At 60.4% G+C, this 20,931-nt stretch carries 11 protein-coding genes and 4 pseudogenes; all 15 read right to left on the reverse strand.

Annotated elements, in window-relative coordinates:
• Window positions 1–108: 108 nt before the first annotated feature.
• Entirely contained in the window at window positions 109–1,329 is a 1,221-nt protein-coding gene (locus tag ACQVLG_RS05210) for a GumC family protein (protein WP_230539146.1), read from the reverse strand.
• A 57-nt stretch (window positions 1,330–1,386) separates the two neighbouring features.
• The gene (locus tag ACQVLG_RS05215; protein WP_474293233.1) at window positions 1,387–1,779 is read right to left on the reverse strand and encodes a sugar 3,4-ketoisomerase; all 393 of its coding nucleotides are present in this window, start codon (window positions 1,777–1,779) and stop codon (window positions 1,387–1,389) included.
• Complete coding sequence (locus ACQVLG_RS05220; RefSeq protein WP_474295545.1) at window positions 1,755–2,342, reverse strand: acyltransferase; 588 nt, start codon at window positions 2,340–2,342, stop codon at window positions 1,755–1,757. Before ACQVLG_RS05220 ends, ACQVLG_RS05215 begins: the two co-directional genes overlap by 25 nt.
• Before the next feature lie 165 nt (window positions 2,343–2,507).
• Window positions 2,508–4,280, reverse strand: a complete 1,773-nt coding sequence (locus tag ACQVLG_RS05225) for an SLBB domain-containing protein (protein ID WP_474293235.1) — start codon at window positions 4,278–4,280, stop codon at window positions 2,508–2,510.
• A 163-nt stretch (window positions 4,281–4,443) separates the two neighbouring features.
• Window positions 4,444–7,305, reverse strand: a complete 2,862-nt coding sequence (locus ACQVLG_RS05230; protein ID WP_474293237.1) for a YjbH domain-containing protein — start codon at window positions 7,303–7,305, stop codon at window positions 4,444–4,446.
• A gap of 432 nt (window positions 7,306–7,737) precedes the next feature.
• Complete coding sequence (locus ACQVLG_RS05235) at window positions 7,738–8,442, reverse strand: DUF4197 domain-containing protein (protein WP_474293239.1); 705 nt, start codon at window positions 8,440–8,442, stop codon at window positions 7,738–7,740.
• A 183-nt stretch (window positions 8,443–8,625) separates the two neighbouring features.
• A complete protein-coding gene (locus ACQVLG_RS05240) occupies window positions 8,626–10,215 on the reverse strand; it encodes a tetratricopeptide repeat protein (protein WP_474293241.1) in 1,590 nt (529 codons plus the stop codon).
• A 3-nt stretch (window positions 10,216–10,218) separates the two neighbouring features.
• Entirely contained in the window at window positions 10,219–12,423 is a 2,205-nt protein-coding gene (locus ACQVLG_RS05245; protein WP_230539152.1) for an EAL domain-containing response regulator, read from the reverse strand.
• A gap of 5 nt (window positions 12,424–12,428) precedes the next feature.
• Window positions 12,429–14,580, reverse strand: a pseudogene (locus ACQVLG_RS05250) (HDOD domain-containing protein).
• Between the two features lie 203 nt (window positions 14,581–14,783).
• Window positions 14,784–16,062 (reverse strand): annotated as a pseudogene (locus ACQVLG_RS05255) (multidrug effflux MFS transporter).
• Window positions 16,063–16,136: 74 nt separating this feature from the next.
• Window positions 16,137–17,342 (reverse strand): THUMP domain-containing class I SAM-dependent RNA methyltransferase, encoded by a 1,206-nt coding sequence (locus ACQVLG_RS05260; protein WP_442908040.1) that lies wholly within the window; start codon window positions 17,340–17,342, stop codon window positions 16,137–16,139.
• A 122-nt stretch (window positions 17,343–17,464) separates the two neighbouring features.
• Window positions 17,465–18,078, reverse strand: a pseudogene (locus ACQVLG_RS05265) (DsbA family protein).
• Between the two features lie 10 nt (window positions 18,079–18,088).
• The gene (locus tag ACQVLG_RS05270) at window positions 18,089–18,526 is read right to left on the reverse strand and encodes a CopD family protein (RefSeq protein ID WP_076565768.1); all 438 of its coding nucleotides are present in this window, start codon (window positions 18,524–18,526) and stop codon (window positions 18,089–18,091) included.
• Between the two features lie 84 nt (window positions 18,527–18,610).
• Window positions 18,611–19,881: pseudogene (locus tag ACQVLG_RS05275) on the reverse strand (glutamate-5-semialdehyde dehydrogenase).
• 23 nt (window positions 19,882–19,904) lie between these two features.
• Complete coding sequence (gene holA, locus ACQVLG_RS05280) at window positions 19,905–20,921, reverse strand: DNA polymerase III subunit delta (protein ID WP_230539157.1); 1,017 nt, start codon at window positions 20,919–20,921, stop codon at window positions 19,905–19,907.
• Window positions 20,922–20,931 lie beyond the last annotated feature (10 nt).

Here is a 20,931-nt window from a genome sequence, read left to right on the forward strand (position 1 = left end):
AATTGTCCTGTCTGTATCGCAACCAGCACCGGGGTTAAGGCGATTGAATTTCTATATTTTTTAAAATAACCATCATGCAGGTATGCAGCTAGGCAAGCTCGGCAAGAACTATCGCCACTTCGCGTACTCTCTCAGCGACTGATAGCGTGCAGCGTTAGCCGGATCAGCTTTCATGTACAAGCGAACTTCGTTCAGAAATGCCCACAGGGTAGCCAATATGGCGGCAGCGACGCCCGCCATCAACACCAGCACGGCGCGCGATGGCTTGGATTTTTTTTCAGGAACAATCGCAGCGTCCAGGACTTGAATCAATGAGCCCTCCTTGGCTTCATCCACTTTTGCAAATTCAAACTGCTTGGCAAACATTTCGAACAGGGCCTCCTGATACTTTACCTCGCGTACAATTCTTGTATATTCCTGGCCCAGTTCCGGCACCGCTCGCACTGCCAGCGAGCTGTCGCCCTGACCAGCATTGACCCCGCTTTCGATCTTGCTCAATTGCGTACGCAACCCGGCAAGTTCCTGCTGCGCGCGAATAAATTCAGCACTTTTATCGGTAACAAAAGTACGCAAGGTACCGATTTCAATTTCCTTCGCAGCGATCATGGCTTTGATCGTGGCTGCAGCCTTGATCGCACCTTCTGCCTGCTCATTGAGTTTGATCACACCGGTTTTTTCTTGCATCGCGCGTAATGCGGTCTCTGCTTGAACCAGGTCAGCTTTGGTCTTCTCCAGCTGTTTCTCAAAGAACAAACGACGCCTGGATGCCTCGGTGATGGCCAGTGTCGACGTCATTTTTTGCATTTCTTCGATATATGCATTCGTCACCGCAGCGGCCAGCTTGGGATCAGTATGGGTAAACTCGATGGAGATCAGGTTTTCCTTGCTGCTCATGATTTTGCTTGCGCTTTGCAGGTACAGGCGGGCATCACTAGCAAACTTGACTCCATACACTTGCTGCAGTTTAAACCGCTCAATCAGGCTGTCGGCCATCGTGCGGCTATTCAAAATACCCAGATAGGTATCATTCGGGTTTTTCAGCGAACCGCCAGTCAGGCTCCCTAGACTACCAAGCTGCCCTAGCAAAGCATTGGCGCTCGACTGGGATTGCGGTGGCAATACCTGGGCACGCGCCGTAAATTTATTCGGTATCAATAGCGTAACACCTGCAGTTATCACCATAACAATTATGGTAAAAAACAAGATTTTCTTTTTATTTTTTACAATAATAATCAGCAAATCCAGCAGATTTACATTCGTATCGGCTTTCATAGCAGCCCCGCCACGTGGCAACTGACCGGACTCATTCACTAACGTTTTCTCAATCATTTATTTTCCCATTTCCGTACCAATTACCCAGGTCAGGCATACATCATTCTATTCAGATCATTCTGATACGATACTGAGAAATTCAGAGTAATCACGAATGTAGTCATTCGCATCGTAAGAATGTGAAGCAAATACCAGCAGTACTGCATCTGCAGAGTACTTGTATTGCACACCCCAGGTTTTCGGTGGCAGATAAATACCTAGATCAGGTGAATCGAGCACGAACTCCTGACGTACTTTTCCATCATCGGCGACAACGGAACACGATCCATGTACGCAGATTAAAAATTGATGGCAGGCATGATGAGCGTGTTCACCACGCAACTCTTTGCTGGGCACATCAAACACCAGGAAATAGCGCTCGGTATCGAATGGAATCTGTTTCTGAAACTCGCCGACCGACAGAGAGCCGCGAATATCTTTAATCAGAGGGAATTTATACAGGCGCACACCAGCGACACGACATAGCGCGCCGTCTTTCGTAAAGGCTGACACGGTTGGGGGAGACTGGCAGCCACTGTTTTCGGTGCCATGTCTGTCGAGTTGGTATACCCAATGACGCGGGCGGGGTTGCCCACCACGATGGCATGGGGTGGAACGTTGCGGGTTACCACGGCACCGGCCCCCACCATGGCGTTCTCGGCAATAATAACACCAGGCAGTATCACTGCGCCGGCACCGATGGAGGCGCCGTTACGTATGATGGTGCGGCTGAACTCTTCTGGATATTGTTTACTTCTTGGAAATTTATCGTTCGCGAATGTTGCATTCGGCCCCACAAACACGTCATCACCGAGCGTGATACCGTCCCACAGCTGGACGCCACATTTAATCGTCACGCGGTCGCCAACCAAGACATCATTTTCGATAAAAACATTATCGCAGATATTGCATTGGTTGCCAATTTTTGCACCTGGCAATATATGAGCAAACGCCCATACATTTGTTTCATCACCGATTGAAGCACCTGGCTCGATAATCGCGTGACTATGAATACGATTTTTTTGATTCATTTTTTTCACTAAATAATGAAGACTGAATTAACACCAATTATCTGACAATATGAATATGCGCTGAGATCAGTTATAGCCCGTCAAGCGAAGGCAATGGGCAAGCAACTGTCATATTAGCCATTACCTTCACTACAAGGGGAACGCAATAATCAACAGCTCTTCAGCTTAATCTTTCAACACTTTCAAGCCAGCCGCTCCCAGGCCAAACTGATAAAAGATCGATGTCCATTCCTTCAAACTCTGCATGAACGTACTGCGTTCAATTTTCTCAGGCACCACCACGGCATCACCTGGATTCAAAGCCGTGCCGCCAATACCGCTAAACCAGCCCGTACTTTGCCCACTCTTGGCCGTGCCGTCCGCGCGTATCACATACATCTCGGATTTATCCGCGGTGGTGGTCAGACCACCGGCTTGCTGGACATAATCGTTCACCGTGCGCTGTGGGCGGTAAACAAAAGCGTTTTGCTGGAATACCGAGCCCAGCACATCCACCGTACCCGGGCGGCGCGGGATCAGAATGGTATCGCCATCCTGCAAGGGCAAGTCGGGCAAGTTCTTGATTTGCGTTTCGACGCCAGGCAAATCGAGCACAATACGGCCTTCGGCCTTGATGGTGCGCAATTTCTGCACGATGCGTCGCTGCTGCTCCACCTCGGCAGCGGTTTTTGCCGCATTTTCCTTGTCGCCAGAGGCGGCCATACGCTGGGTAGCATTCGATTCCAGGTCGCGCTCGAAACGGTCAGCCACTTCATTCAACTTGGCTTGCTGGGCGCGGCGTACTGATTCCCGGTTCAGCTGTGTCGCATACAAATAGCCGTTTTCATTCGCCCCCCCTACACGAGCGACCAACTCGCGCAAGGTCTCGCCTTTCTTCAGGAGAAAGATGCCGCTCTGTTTGGCTTCGCCGGCCACGCGCACGTATTCATTCTGGATTTGCGCTTGCACCGGCACCGCGCCCGGTGCAAACACACGCAGCACGTCGGTTGGTTTTACCTGGATATTCGCCAACTGGCCGCTGATGACAGCTTTGTCGGCGATCAATTCCACCACCGTCTTGTATTGATTGTCGACGTTCTTTTCAACGATAACCTGCTTGGTTTCCGCTGCCGAATCAAAGCCGCCGGCCCAGCTCAATACATCGGCCAGGCTGGCATTGCCTTTCAATTCAAAAATAGCGGGCTGTTTTACATTCCCCGTCAAGGCCACGAGGGGACCGACTTCCGGAATATAGATGACATCGCCGTCGCGCAGGCTCACATCGCGGCTCTTGTCGCCTTTGGCCAGCATGTCGTACAAGTCGAAGGTGCTGACGGTTTGTGCGCCACGCTTCAATTGGATGTTGCGCATGCTGCCGGTGGCGTCCGGCCCACCCGAGGTAAACAGGGCGTTGAGCAGGGTGCTCATGGAATTCAAGGTATAGGTGCCAGGGCGCACCGCATGGCCAACCACGTACACTTGCACGGCACGCGTTTGCGCGATACTCGCCGTCAGGTCGAAATTGGTGTAGATCTTGCCAATGGCTTTCTTCAGATAGCCCTGCAAGTCCTTGTACTGCACGCCGCTGACCTTGATGGAGCCGACGCGGGGAATGAAGATTGCACCGCTGCGGTCGACCGTGGCGCTGACGTCGATATCGACCATGCCCCAGCCGCGTACCTGCAACTCGTCACCCGTGCCGATGACATAGTCCTGGTTCACTTGCGCGCCATCGAAGGGCGCGAAGGTAGATGGTACATCGCTGAACAAGTCCTTGCCGAACATGTTCAATTTTTGTCCAGTCACGCCTTCCGCATAGAGCTCAAATGCACCGACTTCAGCAACGGCGCGTTTGGCCGGACGGCTGGCGGGCGGATTCTGCGCCTGCCGCTGCTCGCTACGGGCGCTGCGAATGGCCGGCAGGCCATTGCTGGTTTCCATCGATTGCATTTTGTGCATATCAATTGCATCAGTATCCTGTGCAAAAGCGGAACTCATTCCCAGCAGGCAAGCCGAGAAAATCATGTGTTTCACGAAAGGCGGGGAAGTACGAAGTTGCTTTTTCATGCTGGTCTTTGTCTGGATAAATGATGTTGTATGAGTAAAGGGGCGCCATGCGCGCTTAATACTTGCCCTGCCAGGTCACGCTGATTTCTTTCGGTCCGGGATTGATCGACAACCCCGATTTGCTCTGGTCGCGCTGCGCGTGCCACAGCCAGCTACCCATGGCGTAACCGACGATGCCACCGGCGACCGTATCGGACACCCAGTGCTTGCGGCCAAATACGCGGCCGGCGGAACCGACGGCGGCCACGCTGTACAGCCATGGCGCATCATATTCCTTGGCAAACGGCGTCACGGCGGCAAAGCCGATGGCGGCATGCGCGGAAGGGAACGCGGAGTTCGAGCGGGACGTACCGCTGCCGACGCGGCTCCACGCTCCGCGGTCTTCCTCCGGACGGGCGCGGCCAAACGCATATTTGCCAGCCACCGCCACGCCCGTTGCCGCAGCAACCGATTGCAGGGAAATGAGTCCCGTATTTTGCATGCGCTCATCGCCCAGGGCGAAAGCGGCGGCGGCGGCGCCCACTGCCGCATACGGCATGGCCTTGCCCAGCTTGTCCCAGTTGCGGTAGACCTTGGAATCTTCATGTTTCTTCACGAAACGATCGACCGGTTTGTCGGCCAGCGCGGAGGCCACCACTACGCCGCCGACCACCGCCGTCGCCTTGAGCCATTCAGGGGCGCTCGGCGTAGCAGATGCGGATTGCTCCAGGCGCGCGCGCATGGCGGGCCATGGGCTGACAAAAGGCCGGTCCGGCGGATTGACGGCAGGCAGGTGCTGTTCGTCCGGGCGCTCGGCAAAGTTACCCAGGCCATCGTAACTGTGCATGTCGGCGCGCGGACGCTCGAACATGTCGTACAGGTCGCCCGGCGAAGCCACCATCTGTCCCACGTCGCGTGTCCATGGGGCGATGGCGAAACCGGCCGTCGATTGCGTGTCCATCGGCAACATGCTGTTCAGCGGTACGGACATGAAGATGCCACGGTCCTGGTATGGCTTCGATGGCGTACCGGGGCTGGTGATATCGTTGCCGTTGGTATGCGTGTACCAGGCGCCGACTTCGATACCGGACTGGAAGCGGCGCTTGAATTCCATGCGCACGCCCGTATCTTTAGCCAGGAAGCGGCCAGCGCGTGCCGTGACGGTAATGTCGTGCGGCAAGCGGTAGTGCAGCGAGCCGATCGCCGTTACCGTCTTGTAGTCGCGCGAATCGAGCAAGCCTTTGTAACCACGCTGCTGCAAGGCATCGACGGCCACGTCGGCCGCCCAGCGGCTATCCTTCGGCAGGTACAGCACCTGGCCGCCCACACCACGGAACATGTCTTCATACAGGCCGGCCGACATGCGGGTATATACGCGCTCGGCGGGATTGTTGTATTTGTTCAGCAAGACGCGGCTCAGCGAAAAACGTCCGCCGCGCAAGTATTCCGCGATATCGGTACGCACGTGCGGCAAGTTACTGTTCGATGGCTGCTTGACGCCCGATACCGTTTCCAGCAACTGCAGGCTGGCGGCGCTATTCAGGTACAGGCCGTCGCCCAGGCGGCGGTCGTAATTGGCCACGGCCGAAATCGAATAGCGGAAGGCGCCGCTCGGGTCGTTGAAGAAGAAGCCTACCTTGGGAGCGACCTTGAAGCGGTTCGCCTCCCGGTCCAGCGATTTGATTTGCACCACGTCGCCATCGACGCCAACGCCGACGGCCAGCTTGCCGTCGTCCTTGATGACATCGGCAGCCTTGCTGGCAACCGGCGCGGACACGGCAGGCGCAGTCGGCACAACGCCAGCAGGTGCCATGGCAGGTGCCGGTGCAGCGGCCACGACAGGCGCCGGCTTGTCGAGGAATTCCTGCAGCCAGCCTTGCTGGTCGTCCCGGATGACATCGCTTTTCTCCGGATAGCGCAGCAGCACGACGTCGAGGAAGGCCTTGCGGTCGATCTTGCCTGCCAAATAGTCATTCAGTTTGGGCAAATCAAAGAATTCGTAAGTGGCGACTGGCTGGTCCAGCTTGGTATACGTGATGCGCAGGGTCGTCACGCCCTTCGGCGTGAAGGCGACAGCAGTGCGCGCGGCACGGCCAACGGCGCGGCCCATGTTCGAAATACGGCTGTTCGTCAGGCTCAGGCTGAGAACATTGCCCTCTTGCTCGACACGGATATTCTTGTAGTCCTGCTTTACCAGGGCATTAACCAGGTCGGCGCCATACACGGGGTCGCGGTGCCATTCTTCCTTGCTCGGCAGCGGTGGCGGATTCTTGTCGTCCACGAAATACGCTGGCTCATACACCTTGGGGACAAACTCGCGCTCGCCAAACGGAATGCTGATAAAGGCATTCACGCTGAACTGGTCGCGGCTGCGTGCCGCTTGCACGGCAAGCCAGCCCCAGCGGTACTCCAGGCCCACGGACGCGCCTTTGCGGCGCTTGCCCGCATCCGTTTCGCTGGCGCGGAAATCGCGCAAGTAATTGGTGGTATCGTATTCGGCCACCACCGACCAGCGCGGCAATGCCGTTGGGGTCCAGCGCGCGCCGGCAAACACGCCGTCCGGGCGTTTATGGGCATAGCCCAGGCTCGCTTCGATATTCTTGCTGGCGCCAAAAGTCTTGGTGGCAACCACATATTGGCCCTTGAACAACTCGGTACCGAACAAGTCCGTCATGCCGACGGCGACAGACGGCATCCACTCCGTTTCCGTCCACAGGCGCAATTTACCGTCGACGACCTTATCCTTGTAGCGGCCATAGCCACTGCCATATTCTCCGGGCACATTGGTAAAACCGGGAATGCCCGTGATCGACACATAGCGCCCCGTCATCTGCAGGAAAGGCAGAATATTCGCCGTGGCCCATAACTGGCCATACGGGCTGTCGTAGCTGTAGCCGACGCTGAAGGTGCCGTCCGTTTCCACCACGGCACTGGGCATGTTGATATACCCGGATTGACCACCATGATTCGAGTCGCGGAGTCGCGGCCATCGCCGACGGCGCGCCAAGCACCAGACAGCCACACCAGGTATATTTGATTGATTTTCTGAGTACGCTTAACAAATCCGGCTACCTAAAATATCCTGCACCTGGAATTCCTGAGAATGTATTCAGAAAATCAATGAGCTTGGGGAAACGTGAATGAAACGAAAAAAGGCCAACCGACGGGCATGTTGCAATGCCACGCATCAGTTCGCCACTAAAACTGGGCACACCCGTGCATCAAATCGTTGCTTAATCATGCCTCAGGAATGTATGTCGCAGAATTTTAACATTGTTTTCTTGTAGCAAATGCTTAACTTGTTTCCCTTGCGCCACACCTATCTACGCGGCGCAAACACCGCCTGCGGCACGGTGGCACGCCGGAACAATCACTTCAAACTGCCAAACACTTTGCCGATAATCTTGCTGCCGTAGGCCAACGGATTACTACGGATGGCTTTTTCTTCCTCGCCGATCATCAGGTACAGGCCATCGAGCGCACGGTCCGTGACGTAGCCTTCCACCGTCGACTGCTGCTGCGGCACGAGTCCCGTCTTGCCGATCTGGCTCATGGTGCTGTTGTATTTGCTGGCCAGGCCGGAACGGTCGGTCACGGATTTTACGATGGGCAAGAATTTGACGGCCAGGGGGGCAGAGGTCTTCTGGCGGAAAAAGTCCGTCACCGACGTGTCGCCACCGGACAGGATATTCTTTGCATCGGTCACGCTCATCGATTTGACCGCGTCGAGCAACAAGGGCTTGGCCATGGGCACAGCCGACTCGGCGGCACGGTTCATCGACACCACCAGATCATCCAGCTGCTGGCCACGGCCCGTCATTTTCAGCAAGGGTTTGGCTTGCTCCAGGATGCCGGGCAGCTTGATTTTGACCTTGTCGTTGTTCAGGAAACCATTTTCGATGCCCAACTTGGCAACGGCGGCGGCCGAACCGGCTTCCAGCGCCGCCTTCAAGCCATTGCTGGCATCCAGGTTGCTGAGAGCATCCAGGGGATTGGCGGCGCCTGCGCCGGACGACAGCAGCGCCAGCGCGCACAGGATGGCGGCGGGACGGCCAGGGAAAGGGTTCAGGCGCATGGTTTTTCCTTTTCTAAAGAATAGTCAGACCACCTTCTTCTGGCACCTTAGCACATCAAAACCGCGAATACTGCAGCATTTTTTGGCGTCTGAGGGGAAACAAGGGGGGCCGCAGATGGCGGAGGAAGGGGACTATACAGCACTTGCTGTTGTATTCGCGCACGTTAATGCCGGCGGCATAGCTTAGTCTGCTATCGCCGCCAACTGTTCGCGCACCCGCGCCAGATCCGTCTCGCGCATGCGCGCCGCCGTCTGGCGCAAGGATTTTTCCGCACCGGCCACGCCGGCCGCCAGCGCCATCGACAGCCAGATATACGCCTGCTGCAAATCGAGCGGGCCACCCTGGCCGCTGGCCGCCATCAAGCCCAGATTCATTTGTGCCCGCGCATGGCCCTGGCGCGCGGCCAGCGCATACCAGTCCCAGGCGGCGGCATAATCCTGCGGCACATCCTGGCCATTGTCATGCCGCAGGCCCAGCGCGAACTGCGCCAGGCTGTGGCCCTGCGCGGCGGCGCGGCAATAGCAGGCGCAAGCCTGCTGGCTATCTGGCGCCGGGCCATCGTCGCGGTCATGCAACACACCCTGCATGTATTGCGCCGGAGCGTAATCCTGCTCGGCGGCGCGGCGGTACCACTCCAGCGCCAGCGACATATCCTGCGGCACGCCCTGGCCATGTTCGTAGCGCAGGCCCAGGTCGAACTGGGCCCGCACATGCCCCTGGTCGGCCGCCTTGCGGTACCAGAAGATGGCTTCCTGCGCATCGGCAGGCATGCCCTGCCCATGCTCGTACAACAGTCCCAGCTGATACTGCGCGGCGGGGAAGCCCTGCCCTGCCGCCTGGCGGTAAAACACCTGCGCACGGGTATAGTCCTGCGCGCCATGCTCATGGTGCAGGCCCAGGTTGTGCTGGGCCGCCGCGTGCCCCTGGCCAGCCGCCTTCACATACCACGCAAGCGCCGCCTGTTTATCGCAGGGCACGCCCTGGCCATTGTCGTAGATCAGGCCCAGATTGAACTGCGAACTGGCGTGGCCCTGCTCGGCCGCGCGCCGGTACCAGGCGATCGCCTGCCGGCTGTCCTGCGGCAGCACGTCGCCGTTTTCATAGCGCAGCGCCAGGTTGAACTGGGCCGGCGCATAGCCTTGTTCGGCCGCCTTGCGCATCCAGGCCGTCGCCTGCTGGCGATCCTGGCGCACGCCCTGGCCATTGTCGTAGCGCAGTCCCAGGTTGTACTGCGCGCGCGCATAGCCCTGTTCCGCCGCCTTGCGGTACCAATTGATGGCTTGCACGAAATCCTGCGGCACGCCCTTGCCATTGTCATACATCATGCCCAGATTATTCTGCGCACCCGCGTCGCCCTGTTCCGCCGCGCGGCTGAACCACAGCATGGCTAGCCCGCTATCTTGCGCAAGACCCTGGCCCTTGGCATACAGCCACCCCAGGTTGTACTGCGCCGCCGCGTAACCCTGTTCGGCCGCCTTCTGATACCAGTGCGCGGCCTGCGCAAAATCCTGCGCCACGCCCTGCCCCTTCTGGCACATCACGCCCAGGTTGTACTGCGCGTGTTCGAGCCCCTGCGCGGCAGCCAAGCCATACCAGTGCAGCGCCAGCGCATAGCTTTGCTCGATACCCTGGCCATTGAAATGCATGAAGCCGAGGCTGTGCTGGGCATTCGCATTGCCCTTCTCGGCCAGCCCTTTCAGGCGCAGGTAGTCGGCCGTGTAATGAGCAGCCGTGGAATGCGCAGCCGTGGAACGGGGAGCGGCGAGCGGCATGGGTCAGGCCTCGATGGCCAGCGTCCGGGACGCTGCGGGAGCCGCATCGGCGATCAGGCGATTCTGCTCCTGCAGCACACCGATGAAGCTGCCCAGCGAAATGGGCCGGTGGTACAGATAGCCCTGCATCGTGGTGCAGCCCTTGTCCTGCAGGTAACGCGCCTGGCCTTCCGTTTCCACGCCTTCGGCAATCAGGTGCAAGCCCAGTCCACGCGCAATCGAAATGATGGCCAGGATGACGGGATAGTGTCCCTGCTCGTCGTGAATTTCCTTCACAAACGACTGGTCGATCTTGATGGTGTGGATGGGGAAGCGGTGCAGGTACGACAGCGACGAATAGCCGGTGCCGAAATCGTCGATGGCGACCGACACGCCCAGCTGGCACAGCTTGTTCAACTGCTCGATCGCATATTGCGGGTTGCGGATGCAGATGTTTTCCGTGATCTCCACTTCGATCTTTTCCGGCGCGATGCCATAGCGCGTCAGCGCGCCGCGCATCTTCTCGAAAAAGTCGCCCCGGTCCAGGTATTGCGGCGACAGATTGAGCGACAGGCGCACGGCCTCGCCACCAGCCGCGTTCCACTGCACCAGGTCGCGGCACAGGGCGCCCAGCATCCAGTCCGAGATCGGCAGCATCAAACCGTTTTCCTCGGCGAACGGCAAGAATTCGCCGGCCGTCAGCAAGCCCCGCTGCGGGTGGTTCCAGCGCATCAACCCTTCGGCGCCAACGATGCGGCCCGTCATCACGTCCACCTGCGGCTGGTAATACATCTCCAGCTGGTTCAGCTCCAGCGCCTTGCGCAGGCTCTGTTCGAGGGCGATCTTCTGGTGCGATACGTCGAGCATGGACTCGTGATAAAAACTGTGGCCGTTCTTGCCCAGCGCCTTGACCTGGTACATGGCGATATCGGCGTGGCGCAGCAGCTCGTCGATGGTCTCGCCGTCGCCCGGATAGATGGCGATGCCAATGGAGGCCGAGATATGCACCTGGTTGCCATCGAGGTCGAAGGGCTGGTGCAGGCATTCGAGGAATTTGTCGGCGATCAGGCGCGCATCCTGGCGGTCGCGCAGTTCCGGCAGCACGATGGTGAATTCATCGCCGCCCTGGCGCGCCAGCGTGTCGCCGCGGCGCAGGCAATCCTTCAGGCGCAGCGCCACCTGCTGCAGCAACTCGTCGCCCTTCACGTGGCCCAGGGTATCGTTGACCAGCTTGAAGCGGTCCAGGTCGATGAACATCACGGCCAGTTCCGTCAGCTTGCGGCGCGCCTGGATCACGGCCAGGCCCAGGCGATCCTTGAACAGCATGCGGTTCGGCAGGTCCGTCAGGATATCGTGGTAGGCCTGGTAGGAAATGACTTCTTCGGCGCGCTTGCGGTCGGTGATGTCGCGCGCCACGCCGTAGGTACCGAAGTATTCCTGCTTGCGGGCCTCGTGATCGAGGTTGTGCATGCCGATCGAATTGAGCGGAACCGTCATCAGCGTGTTGTTGAAGGTACGGTCGCTGCCGCTGCCACTATGGCACTTCAGGCGCAATTCCACATTGCGCGAAGCGCGCTCGTCGAGGCGGCGTTCATTGAAGGCATAGCGCGCCCGCTCCTGGTCTTCATCGTGCACGAGGATGGAATAATGGCTGCCGATCAGCTCTTCGCGGCTAAAGCCCAGCAACTGGTGCACCCTGTCGTTGATGAAGGTGATGCGGCCTTCGTGGTTCAGGGTATAGATGATGTCGGGCGAGCTGTCGACCAGGTAGCGGTACATCTTTTCCGAGTTTTCCAGCTGCAGCGCGATGCGCTCGTTTTCCAGCGCCAGCTTGCGCTTTTGCAGCGCGTTCTCCACCGTCTTGAGCAGCTCCTCGCGGCTGTATGGCTTGCGCAAATAGTCATAGGCGCCACGCTTCAGGGCACCGATGGCCGCCTCGATGCCGACGTCGCCGCTCATGACGATCACGTCGCCCTCGATGCCGCGCCGGTTGATGTGGTCCATGATTTCATGGCCGCTCATGTCGGGCAGGCGCAAATCGAGGAGGATCAGGTCGAAGCGCAGTTTCGACAACTGCGCCAGCGCCTCGCTGCCGCAGGTGGCCGTGTACAGCTGGTAGCCTCGGTCTTTCAGCAATTCGTGGAGGGAGGCGAGCAGGCGGGGCTCGTCGTCGACCAGCAGGATGCGCGGGCTGTTTTCCAGGTCAAACGGAATGGCGGAGGAGTTCATGGACGTTACGAAGACAAGGCGGTATTGCCGGGCGCGGGCAGCGCCGCTGCGGCGCTCGCCGGCAAGGGAATGGGTAGCAGAATTTCAAACGAGGTGCCGGACTTGCTGCTGCGGCAGCCGATCACGCCATGCAGGCGGGTGACCAGGTCATGCACGATGGACAAGCCCAGGCCGTGATGCGCCCCTTCCTTGCTGCTGCGCACAGGGGAAAACAGATTGGCCAGCACTTCCGGCGCCAGGCCGGCGCCATTGTCGCTGACGCACAGTTCCAGGTACAAGCGACGGTCGCGGTTGACGTGGCCACGGTTCGCCACTTCGATGCGCCCGCCATCGGGCAAGGCTTCGACGGCGTTTTTCAGCAGGTTGAGCAGGATTTGCTTGAGCATGCCGGCATCGGCCTCCACCTCGCATGGCGCGTCTGCATGCGCGTGACCACCTCGATCTTCGGCGGCAGGAAGTCGGTGGCGCGGAACAGGCGCAGCACATCGTCGACGACGCGCGCGCAATCGGTGACGCCGCTGGCGGCCGCCGGCTGCAGATCGGCCAGGCCGCCGATCAGCTGGCCGACCCTGTCGATTTCCTCGTTCAGGATCGCCATCTCGCTGCTGACCGGCTCCTGTTTCTCCAGCTTGTGATCGAGTACGCTCAGATAGTTCTTGATGATGGACAGCGGGTTATTCACTTCATGCACGACGCGGCGCGAGGCGGCGCGGTATTCCTCGGCCACGTGATCGAGCTGGCGCCGTGCCAGGCCGCGCGCGCTGATGGCCGCTTCCAGCGCCATGGCGGCCTGGTTGGCATACGCGCGCAGGAACCCCTCGCGCTTCTGGCAGGCGGGAATCTGCCAGGCCGCCACGCCGCCAATCAAGACGCCCAGGCTGCGCTGGCCCGACACCAAAGGCACGCAGACCAGGCTGTCGGTACCGAGAATGCGGAACAGCTGCTCCTCGACGATGCCCAGCGCGGGCATGTCGCGTTTCAGGAACGCCAGCTGGCATTCCAGTGCGGAGGCGGCCAGCGGACCGCCCTTGGCCAGCGGGATCGAAAAGCCGGCCAGGCGCTGCTGATGTTCGCCCGCCGCCACGCCCACCAGTGCATGACCGGTGGGTTTTTGCAGCAGGATGACGGCCGTATCGAAATCGAACAGGATGCGCGCCGAGCGCGTGATGGCTTCGAGCAGGCTGCTCTCGCCCTCTTGCCGGGCAAAGGTCTGGCCCACCTCGGACACCAGCACCATGTTGCGTACTTCGTCGGACAGACGCTGCTGCACCGGATCGACGGCTGGCGGCGCATACGCGGGCGGCGTGGCGACATCGTCCGCGCCGGCCAGGTCGATGCCCAGGTGCTGCGCGGCCTGCGCTACCTGGCGCGCCACGCTGCCGGCCAGCTCTTCCAGTACCTCGACGTCCAGCGCGCACAGGCTTGCCGCCTGCGTAATCGACTCCGCATCGTCGGCATGGCAGCACAGCAGGTGCGCCAGGCGCACGATGCGGATCAAGGGATGGCTCGCTTCCAGGCGCGCCAACGGTTCATGGTGATACAGCACGCTGTCGGCCAGGAAGGAATCGAGATGCCAGCGCTCGATCAGCCAGGCGCCCGCTTCGGCATGCGTAATCTGCAAGGTGCGCAGCTCCACCGCGCACAGGGCGGCATCGTCGCGCGCCGTAAAATTGAACGCATATTCCTTTGGCGCCGTGGCCAGCAAGGCCAGGCGGCCCACGTTATGCAGCAAGCCCGCCAGATACGCTTCCTCGACGTGCGGATAGGCCATGGCCTTGGCCAGCGCGCGCGCCATGACGGCGGCCGACAGCGAGCTTTTCCAGAAGGCGCGCAAATCCGTGCTGCCGGAATGGGGGAAGCTGTTAAAAGTCTGGAAAACGGATTCGCTGATGACCAGCGTCTTGATCATGTCCGGCCCAGCGACACGAGCGACTGTTCCAGACTGGCGACCTTGCCCTGGCGATGGTAGGCCGAGCTGTTGGCCACGCCGAGGATCTTGCTGGTCATGCCGGCATCCTTGGCGATCAGGGCGGCCAGCTCCGGCATGCCGGCATCGTCGGCCTGCAGGTGGGCGATCAGCTTGATGAGAATCTGCGGCATGGCCGGCAGGCGGGCAATCAGCAGGCGATTGCGAATATCTTGATCAGATTGATGCATCGTATCAGGCATTGCCGGTTCGAAAAGGATGAGCGCTTAGCAGCGAAGCGCGGCCACGTTCAGAGGAATCCTCCACTCCTGTAACCAAAAAAATATCGCCTGAGAGGATGCCGGGAAAAAAAGTCATCTTATCATAAGCGCCGGATATTACTTGCAATATAGAAAATTAAGTTGAAATAAATCCAGCGTTCTGCCATGGAAACTTATGCCTTGAAGGAACCCAACAAACGGTGGCGGAAGCGCCGCGATAGCAGCCAGAGCCAGTGCCAGCCCCGTAAACGCCAGCTGCCCGGAGGCCAGCCACAGCACGGAACCGGACAGCAGCGGCGAAATCACGCCAGCCACCACGGCGCCCAGCAAGGTACTGGCAAACGACTGGCAGGAAGCGACGGTACCGCGGATATGCGGGAACAGATCGAGCGCCAGCAGGGTCGCGCCCGGCCCCACCAGGGACATGCCGAAGGTGTAGAAAAACAGGGGCAGTACCGACCAGGGTAGCGACGGCGGCAGGAACAGGTGATACACGACATTGACGCAGGCGGCGCACAGCAGGAAGGCAAAACCGATGCCGATCTGGCGCGCGAAAGTGACCTTGCCGGCGATGCGGTTGGCCGCCGCGGCGCCCATGAAGATGCCGCTCACGCACGGGATGAACAGCCAGCCGAATTGCGATGGCCCCAGGCCCAGTTGCTTGGGCAGCATTTCCGGCGCGGCCGTGATGAACAGGAACAGGCCCGCGAAATTGAGGGCGACGATGCCGGCCTTGATGTGGAACAGGGGCGAGCGCAGGATCTGGCCATAGCTCGACGCCAGGAAGCGGGGATTGAAGGGCTGGCGCTTTTCAATCGGCAGGGTTTCGGGCAGGCGCCAGTAGCAGAACGCCAGCAGCACCACCGTGTAAAAGGCGAGGAACAGGAAGATCGAGCGCCAGTCGAACCAGATGACGATCCAGCCGCCCAGGATCGGCGCCACCGCCGGAGCAATGGAAAAGATCATCGTCACCAGCGACAGCAGCCGCGCCGCCGCCGCATCGGCATACAGGTCGCGGATGATGGCACGGCTGATCACCACGCCGGCGCCGGCCGAGACGCCCTGCATGATGCGGAAGAACCACAGGTAGTGCACCGTGTGCGCCGAGGCGCAGCCGAGCGAGCCGATAGCAAACATCAGCAGCGACACGAGAATGACGTTGCGCCGGCCGAAGGTGTCCGAGATCGCGCCATGCCACAGCACCATGCCGGCAAAGGCCAGCATGTAGAACGTCAGCGACTGCTGCACTTCCAGCGGCGACGCCTGCAGCGAACCCTGGATCGCGCCAAACGCGGGCAGATAGGTGTCGATCGACAGGGGGCCCAGCATCGACAGCCCGGCCAGCATCATCGCCAGCGCACCGCGGCTCAAAGGCGCCATGTGGCTTGGCGTGGGGGGCGGAACGGGCGTGACCGGGTCGGGCGGCACATCGGCCGGAGGGGTGGGAAACATGGCGGGTCCAAAGTGGCGCGCGGACCTGTATTGGTCCGCGCGCGGGGTTACTGCGGGGGTCTTGCAGTGAACGCTTACTGCTGTGGTTTAGGTTTCGCTTCTTCACGGCGGTTGTATCCCGCCACCATATCGAAGCGGAACAGACGGCATTCCAGCGCGCCGTTGAAGAATGGCGTCTTGCGCGCTTCCTTCAGACGCAGCAGCTTGGGCAAGCCCAGGTCGGCCGTGAACAGGAACACGGTCCAGCCAGCGAAGCGCTGCTTCAGGGTCGTGCCCATGGCCGAATAGAACGACGTCGACAATTCATCTTCCGGGATGGTGCTGTCGCCGCGCACGCCGATACGCTCGCCGTACGGCGGGTTGGTCAGCATGATGCCCGGCACGTCGCTTGGCGGCTTGACTTCCTGCGCCTCGATCTGTTTCAGGGGCACGTCGAAGCGCACGCCCGCGCAACGCAGGTTATGGCGCGTCATGGCCACCATGTCGCCCGAAATGTCGCTGCCGAAAATGGTCGGTTCGGCCGGCAGCGGATTGACCTTGATGGCGTTTTTCATGGCATTCCACGGCGCGGGATCGAAGTCGTGGAAGTTTTCGAACGCGAACTGGCGCGACGCGCCCGGCGGAATGCCCTGCAGCATCTGCGCCGCTTCGGCCAGGATGGTGCCGGAACCGCACATCGGGTCGAACAGCACCATGCCAGGCTTCCAGCCCGACACGCGCAGCAAGCCGGCGGCCAGGTTTTCGCGCAACGGCGCGTCGCCCGTCTCTTCACGCCAGCCGCGCTTGAACAGCGCTTCGCCCGAGGTATCGAGGTAGACGGTGAACGTGTGCGCGTCGAGGAAGCCGACGATGCGCATGTCCGGCGTCTTGGTGTTAACCGATGGACGCTCGTTGAACTGGTCGCGGAAGCGGTCGCAGATCGCGTCCTTGATTTTCAGTGTCGTGAATTCCAGGCTACGCAGCGGCGATTTCACGGCCGTGACGTCGACGCGGATCGTGTGGTGCACGCCGAACCAGTCTTCCCAGGCTTGCGCTAGGGTCAGGTCATAAATGTCGTTTTCCGTCTTGTAGCCGGAATGGGCCATGCGCATCAGCACGCGCGAAGCGATGCGCGAATGCAGGTTGATGCGGTAGGAGTCCAGCAGGTCGCCCGAGCAATGCACGCCGCCCGGCACCTGGTTGTGGACCTTCATGGTCGCACTATCCTGGGCGATCTCGCCCAGTTCCTCGGCCAGCGCCGCTTCCATGCCGCGCGGGCATGGGCAAAAATATGAAGCCATAATTAGGATACCTTTTATCCGTTGAAAAACACGTTCAATGAAAACCCAAAAAAAGGCCGGGGTCGTACCCTCAGGGTACGACCCCAGTTCTACTCTTGGGGTTACTAACTACTCTCTAAAAACTACTTCTCCAGCGCCCGCTCGACAAAATCGAGCCTGTCCTGGCCCCAAAACCCTTCGCCATCGACGATGTACCACGGCGAGCCGAAGACGCTGGCGGCGGTAGCTGCCTCGGTGTTGGCATCGTATTCGGCCTGCACGCTGGCCGTCTCCGACGTTTTCAGCAACTGGCGGCCTTCGAAACCCGCGTCGAGGGCGATCTGCACCAGGGTTTCCTCGTCGCCGATGTTGCGCTCTTCGGCCCACAGGCCGCGCATGATGGCGTGCGCCAGATTCAGCGACGCTTCCACGCCGTGCGCCAGGCGCGTGGCGATGATCAGCTTGGCCGCCGCTTCCGGCGAGACGGGGAAGAACTTCGGCTGCAGATCAAGGGCACTTGCAAAAAGGCCGACCAGCGCGCCAGCTCGGCCAGGCGATACGCCTGACGCTGCGGCGCGCGCTTGGCCAGCGGCAGGCCGCCCGAGACGCTGAAGACCTTGCCCAGGTCGAAGGGGCGCACGTCGATCTGTGCGCCCGTCTTAGCGGCGATGGCCATCAGGCGCGCATGCCCCAGGTAGGTCCATGGCGAGTGGGGAGCAAAGAAATATTGCACGACTTTGTTCTGGTTTGCACTCATCACGACTCCCTTAGAAAGGCTTGACCACGACCAGCACGACGACGGCCAGCAGCATCAGCACCGGCACTTCATTAAACCAGCGGAACCAGGTGTGGCTGCGCTTGTTGAGACCTTTTTCAAACTTGCGCAGGATGGAACCGCAGGCGTGGTGATAGCCGAGCAGCAGCACCACGAACGTCAGCTTGGCGTGCATCCAGCCCGGCATCTTCATGCGGCCCTCGCCTCCACCGTACAGCATCCACATCAACGCCAGTCCCAGCACCATCGCCGGCAGCGCCAGCAGAGACATGAAGCGGTACAGCTTGCGCGCCATCAGCAGCAGGCGTTCGGTGGCCACCGTTTCCGTCTCCATCGCCAGGTTCACGAAGATGCGCGGCAAATAAAACAGGCCGGCAAACCAGGACATGACGAAGATGATGTGGAAGGCTTTGGTCCAGAGAAAGAGCATGGGATTCCCAGTGTCAGAGAGCTACAGAAATGAGAGCGCGGGCCGCCTTGTGGGCCGCCCGCGAAGACGTACTACCTACGATGCCTACTTGCGTACTTCGCCGTGGCCAAAGACCACGTACTTGAGCGAGGTCAGACCTTCCAGTCCCACCGGACCACGCGCGTGCAGCTTGTCGTTCGAGATGCCGATCTCGGCCCCAAGGCCGTATTCGAAGCCGTCGGCGAAACGCGTCGACGCGTTCACCATCACCGAGGCGGAATCGACTTCGCGCAGGAAGCGCAGCGCATCGCTGTAGTCTTCCTGATGATGGATTCCGTGTGCTTCGATGAGTACCGGTTGATGTGATCCATCGCTTCGTCGATGCCGTCGACCACTTTCACCGACAGGATCGCCGCCAGGTATTCGGTGGACCAGTCTTCCTCGGTGGCAGCTACCAGATGCGGATAAGCGGCGGCGGCCAGGATCGCATGGCTTTCCGGATCGGCGCGTAGTTCCACCTGTTTGGTCAGGTACAGTTCGGCCAGCTGCGGCAGCACGGTAGCGGCAATGGCGCGCGACACCAGCAAGGTTTCCATGGTGTTGCAGGTGCCGTAGCGGTGGCACTTCGCGTTGAAGCCGATATCGATCGCCTTCCGGATATCGGCCTTGGCATCGATGTAGACGTGGCAGATGCCATCGAGGTGCTTGATCATCGGCACGGTGGCCTCGGCCATCAGGCGTGCGATCAGGCCCTTGCCGCCGCGCGGCACGATGACGTCCACGTACTGCGGCATGGTGATGAGGGCGCCGACGGCGGCGCGGTCGGTGGTGTCGATCACTTGCACGGCATCGGCCGGAAGACCTGCTCCCAGCAAGCCCTCCGCCACCAGCTTGGCCAGCGCGCGGTTGCAGTGAATCGCTTCCGAGCCACCGCGCAAGATCGTCGCATTGCCGCTCTTGATGCACAGGCCGGCCGCGTCCACCGTCACGTTCGGACGGGCTTCATAGATGATGCCGATGACGCCCAGCGGCACGCGCATCTGCCCCACCTGAATGCCCGTCGGGCGGAACTTCATGTTCGAGATTTCGCCGATCGGATCGGCCAGCGACACGATCTGCGTCAAGCCTTCGACCATGGTGGCAATGGCAGAGTCGGACAGGGTCAGGCGGTCGAGCATGGCCGGCGCCAGGCCGGCGGCAGCGGCCGCATCGAGGTCGCGCTGGTTGGCCGCGCGCAGCAGATCGGCATCGCGCACGATGGCGGCGGCGATCAGGCTCAAGGCGCGGTTGCGCGTGGCGCTGTCGGCGCGCGCCATGGCGCGCGAAGCGGCGCGCGCGCGTGTGCCCACGTCCTGCATATATTCTGTGATGTCCATGCTCGTATCCATATAGTAAAAAACTAGCCTCGGGCGATCTTCAGGCCCAGCTGCAGCATGGCATCCCAGGCATCGCCCGCGTAACCCTTGGCGCGCAAGCCCTTGATCATCTTGTCCACCTGCGCCGCCTGCTGCAGCGCCGCTTCCAGCACGGGCAGCGAAATGCGCCGCAGGGCCGGTTCCATCATCCGCTCGCGCGGACCCCAGATGCGGTATTCCTTCAGCAGCGCGCCCAATGGACGCCCTTGCGCCATGCCGGCCTTCAATTTTAACAGCGTGCGGATTTCCTCGGAAACGGCCCACAAGACCAGCGGCAGCGCCTCGCCCTCGCCTTTCAAGCCTTCGAGCATGCGCACCAGGCGCGCCGGGTCGCCGGCCAGCATGGCTTCGGACAGCTTGAAGACATCGTAGCGGGCCACGTTCAGCACCGCGTCCTGCACTTGTTCGTACGTCAGCTTGCCCGCCGCGTGCAGCAAGCCCAGTTTCTGGATTTCCTGGTGCGCCGCCAGCAAATTGCCCTCCACCCGTTCGGCGATGAAGTCGATGCTGGCACGCTCGGCGCTTTGCCCTTGCGCGGCCAGGCGCTGGGATATCCACGCCGGCAACTGCGCCCGCTCCACATTCGGAATCTCGATATACACGGCAGCCTGCTGCAGGCTGGCGACCCAGGCCGCCTTCTGCGTGGCCCAGTCCAGCTTGGGCAAGGTGATCAGGGTCAGGTTGTCGGGACTGAGATTTTTCGCATAGCTTTGCAGCGCCGCGCCGCCATCCTTGCCCGGCTTGCCGGTAGGGATGCGCAGCTCGATCATTTTCCTGTCACCGAACAGCGACAGCTCCTGGTTCGCCGCCAGCAATTCGCCCCACTTGAAGCTGCGCTCCACCGTCAGCACGTCGCGCTCGGAATAACCCTGCGCGCGCGCCGCGCGGCGGATCTTGTCGGCCGCTTCCAGCGCCAGCAGGTGTTCATCGCTGGTGATCACATACAGCTGCGCCAGCGGCTTGGCCACATGCCCATCGAGCGCGTCTATCCGCAATTGCATGGCGTCCCCG

The organism is Janthinobacterium sp. TPC_1 (genome assembly GCF_056037845.1).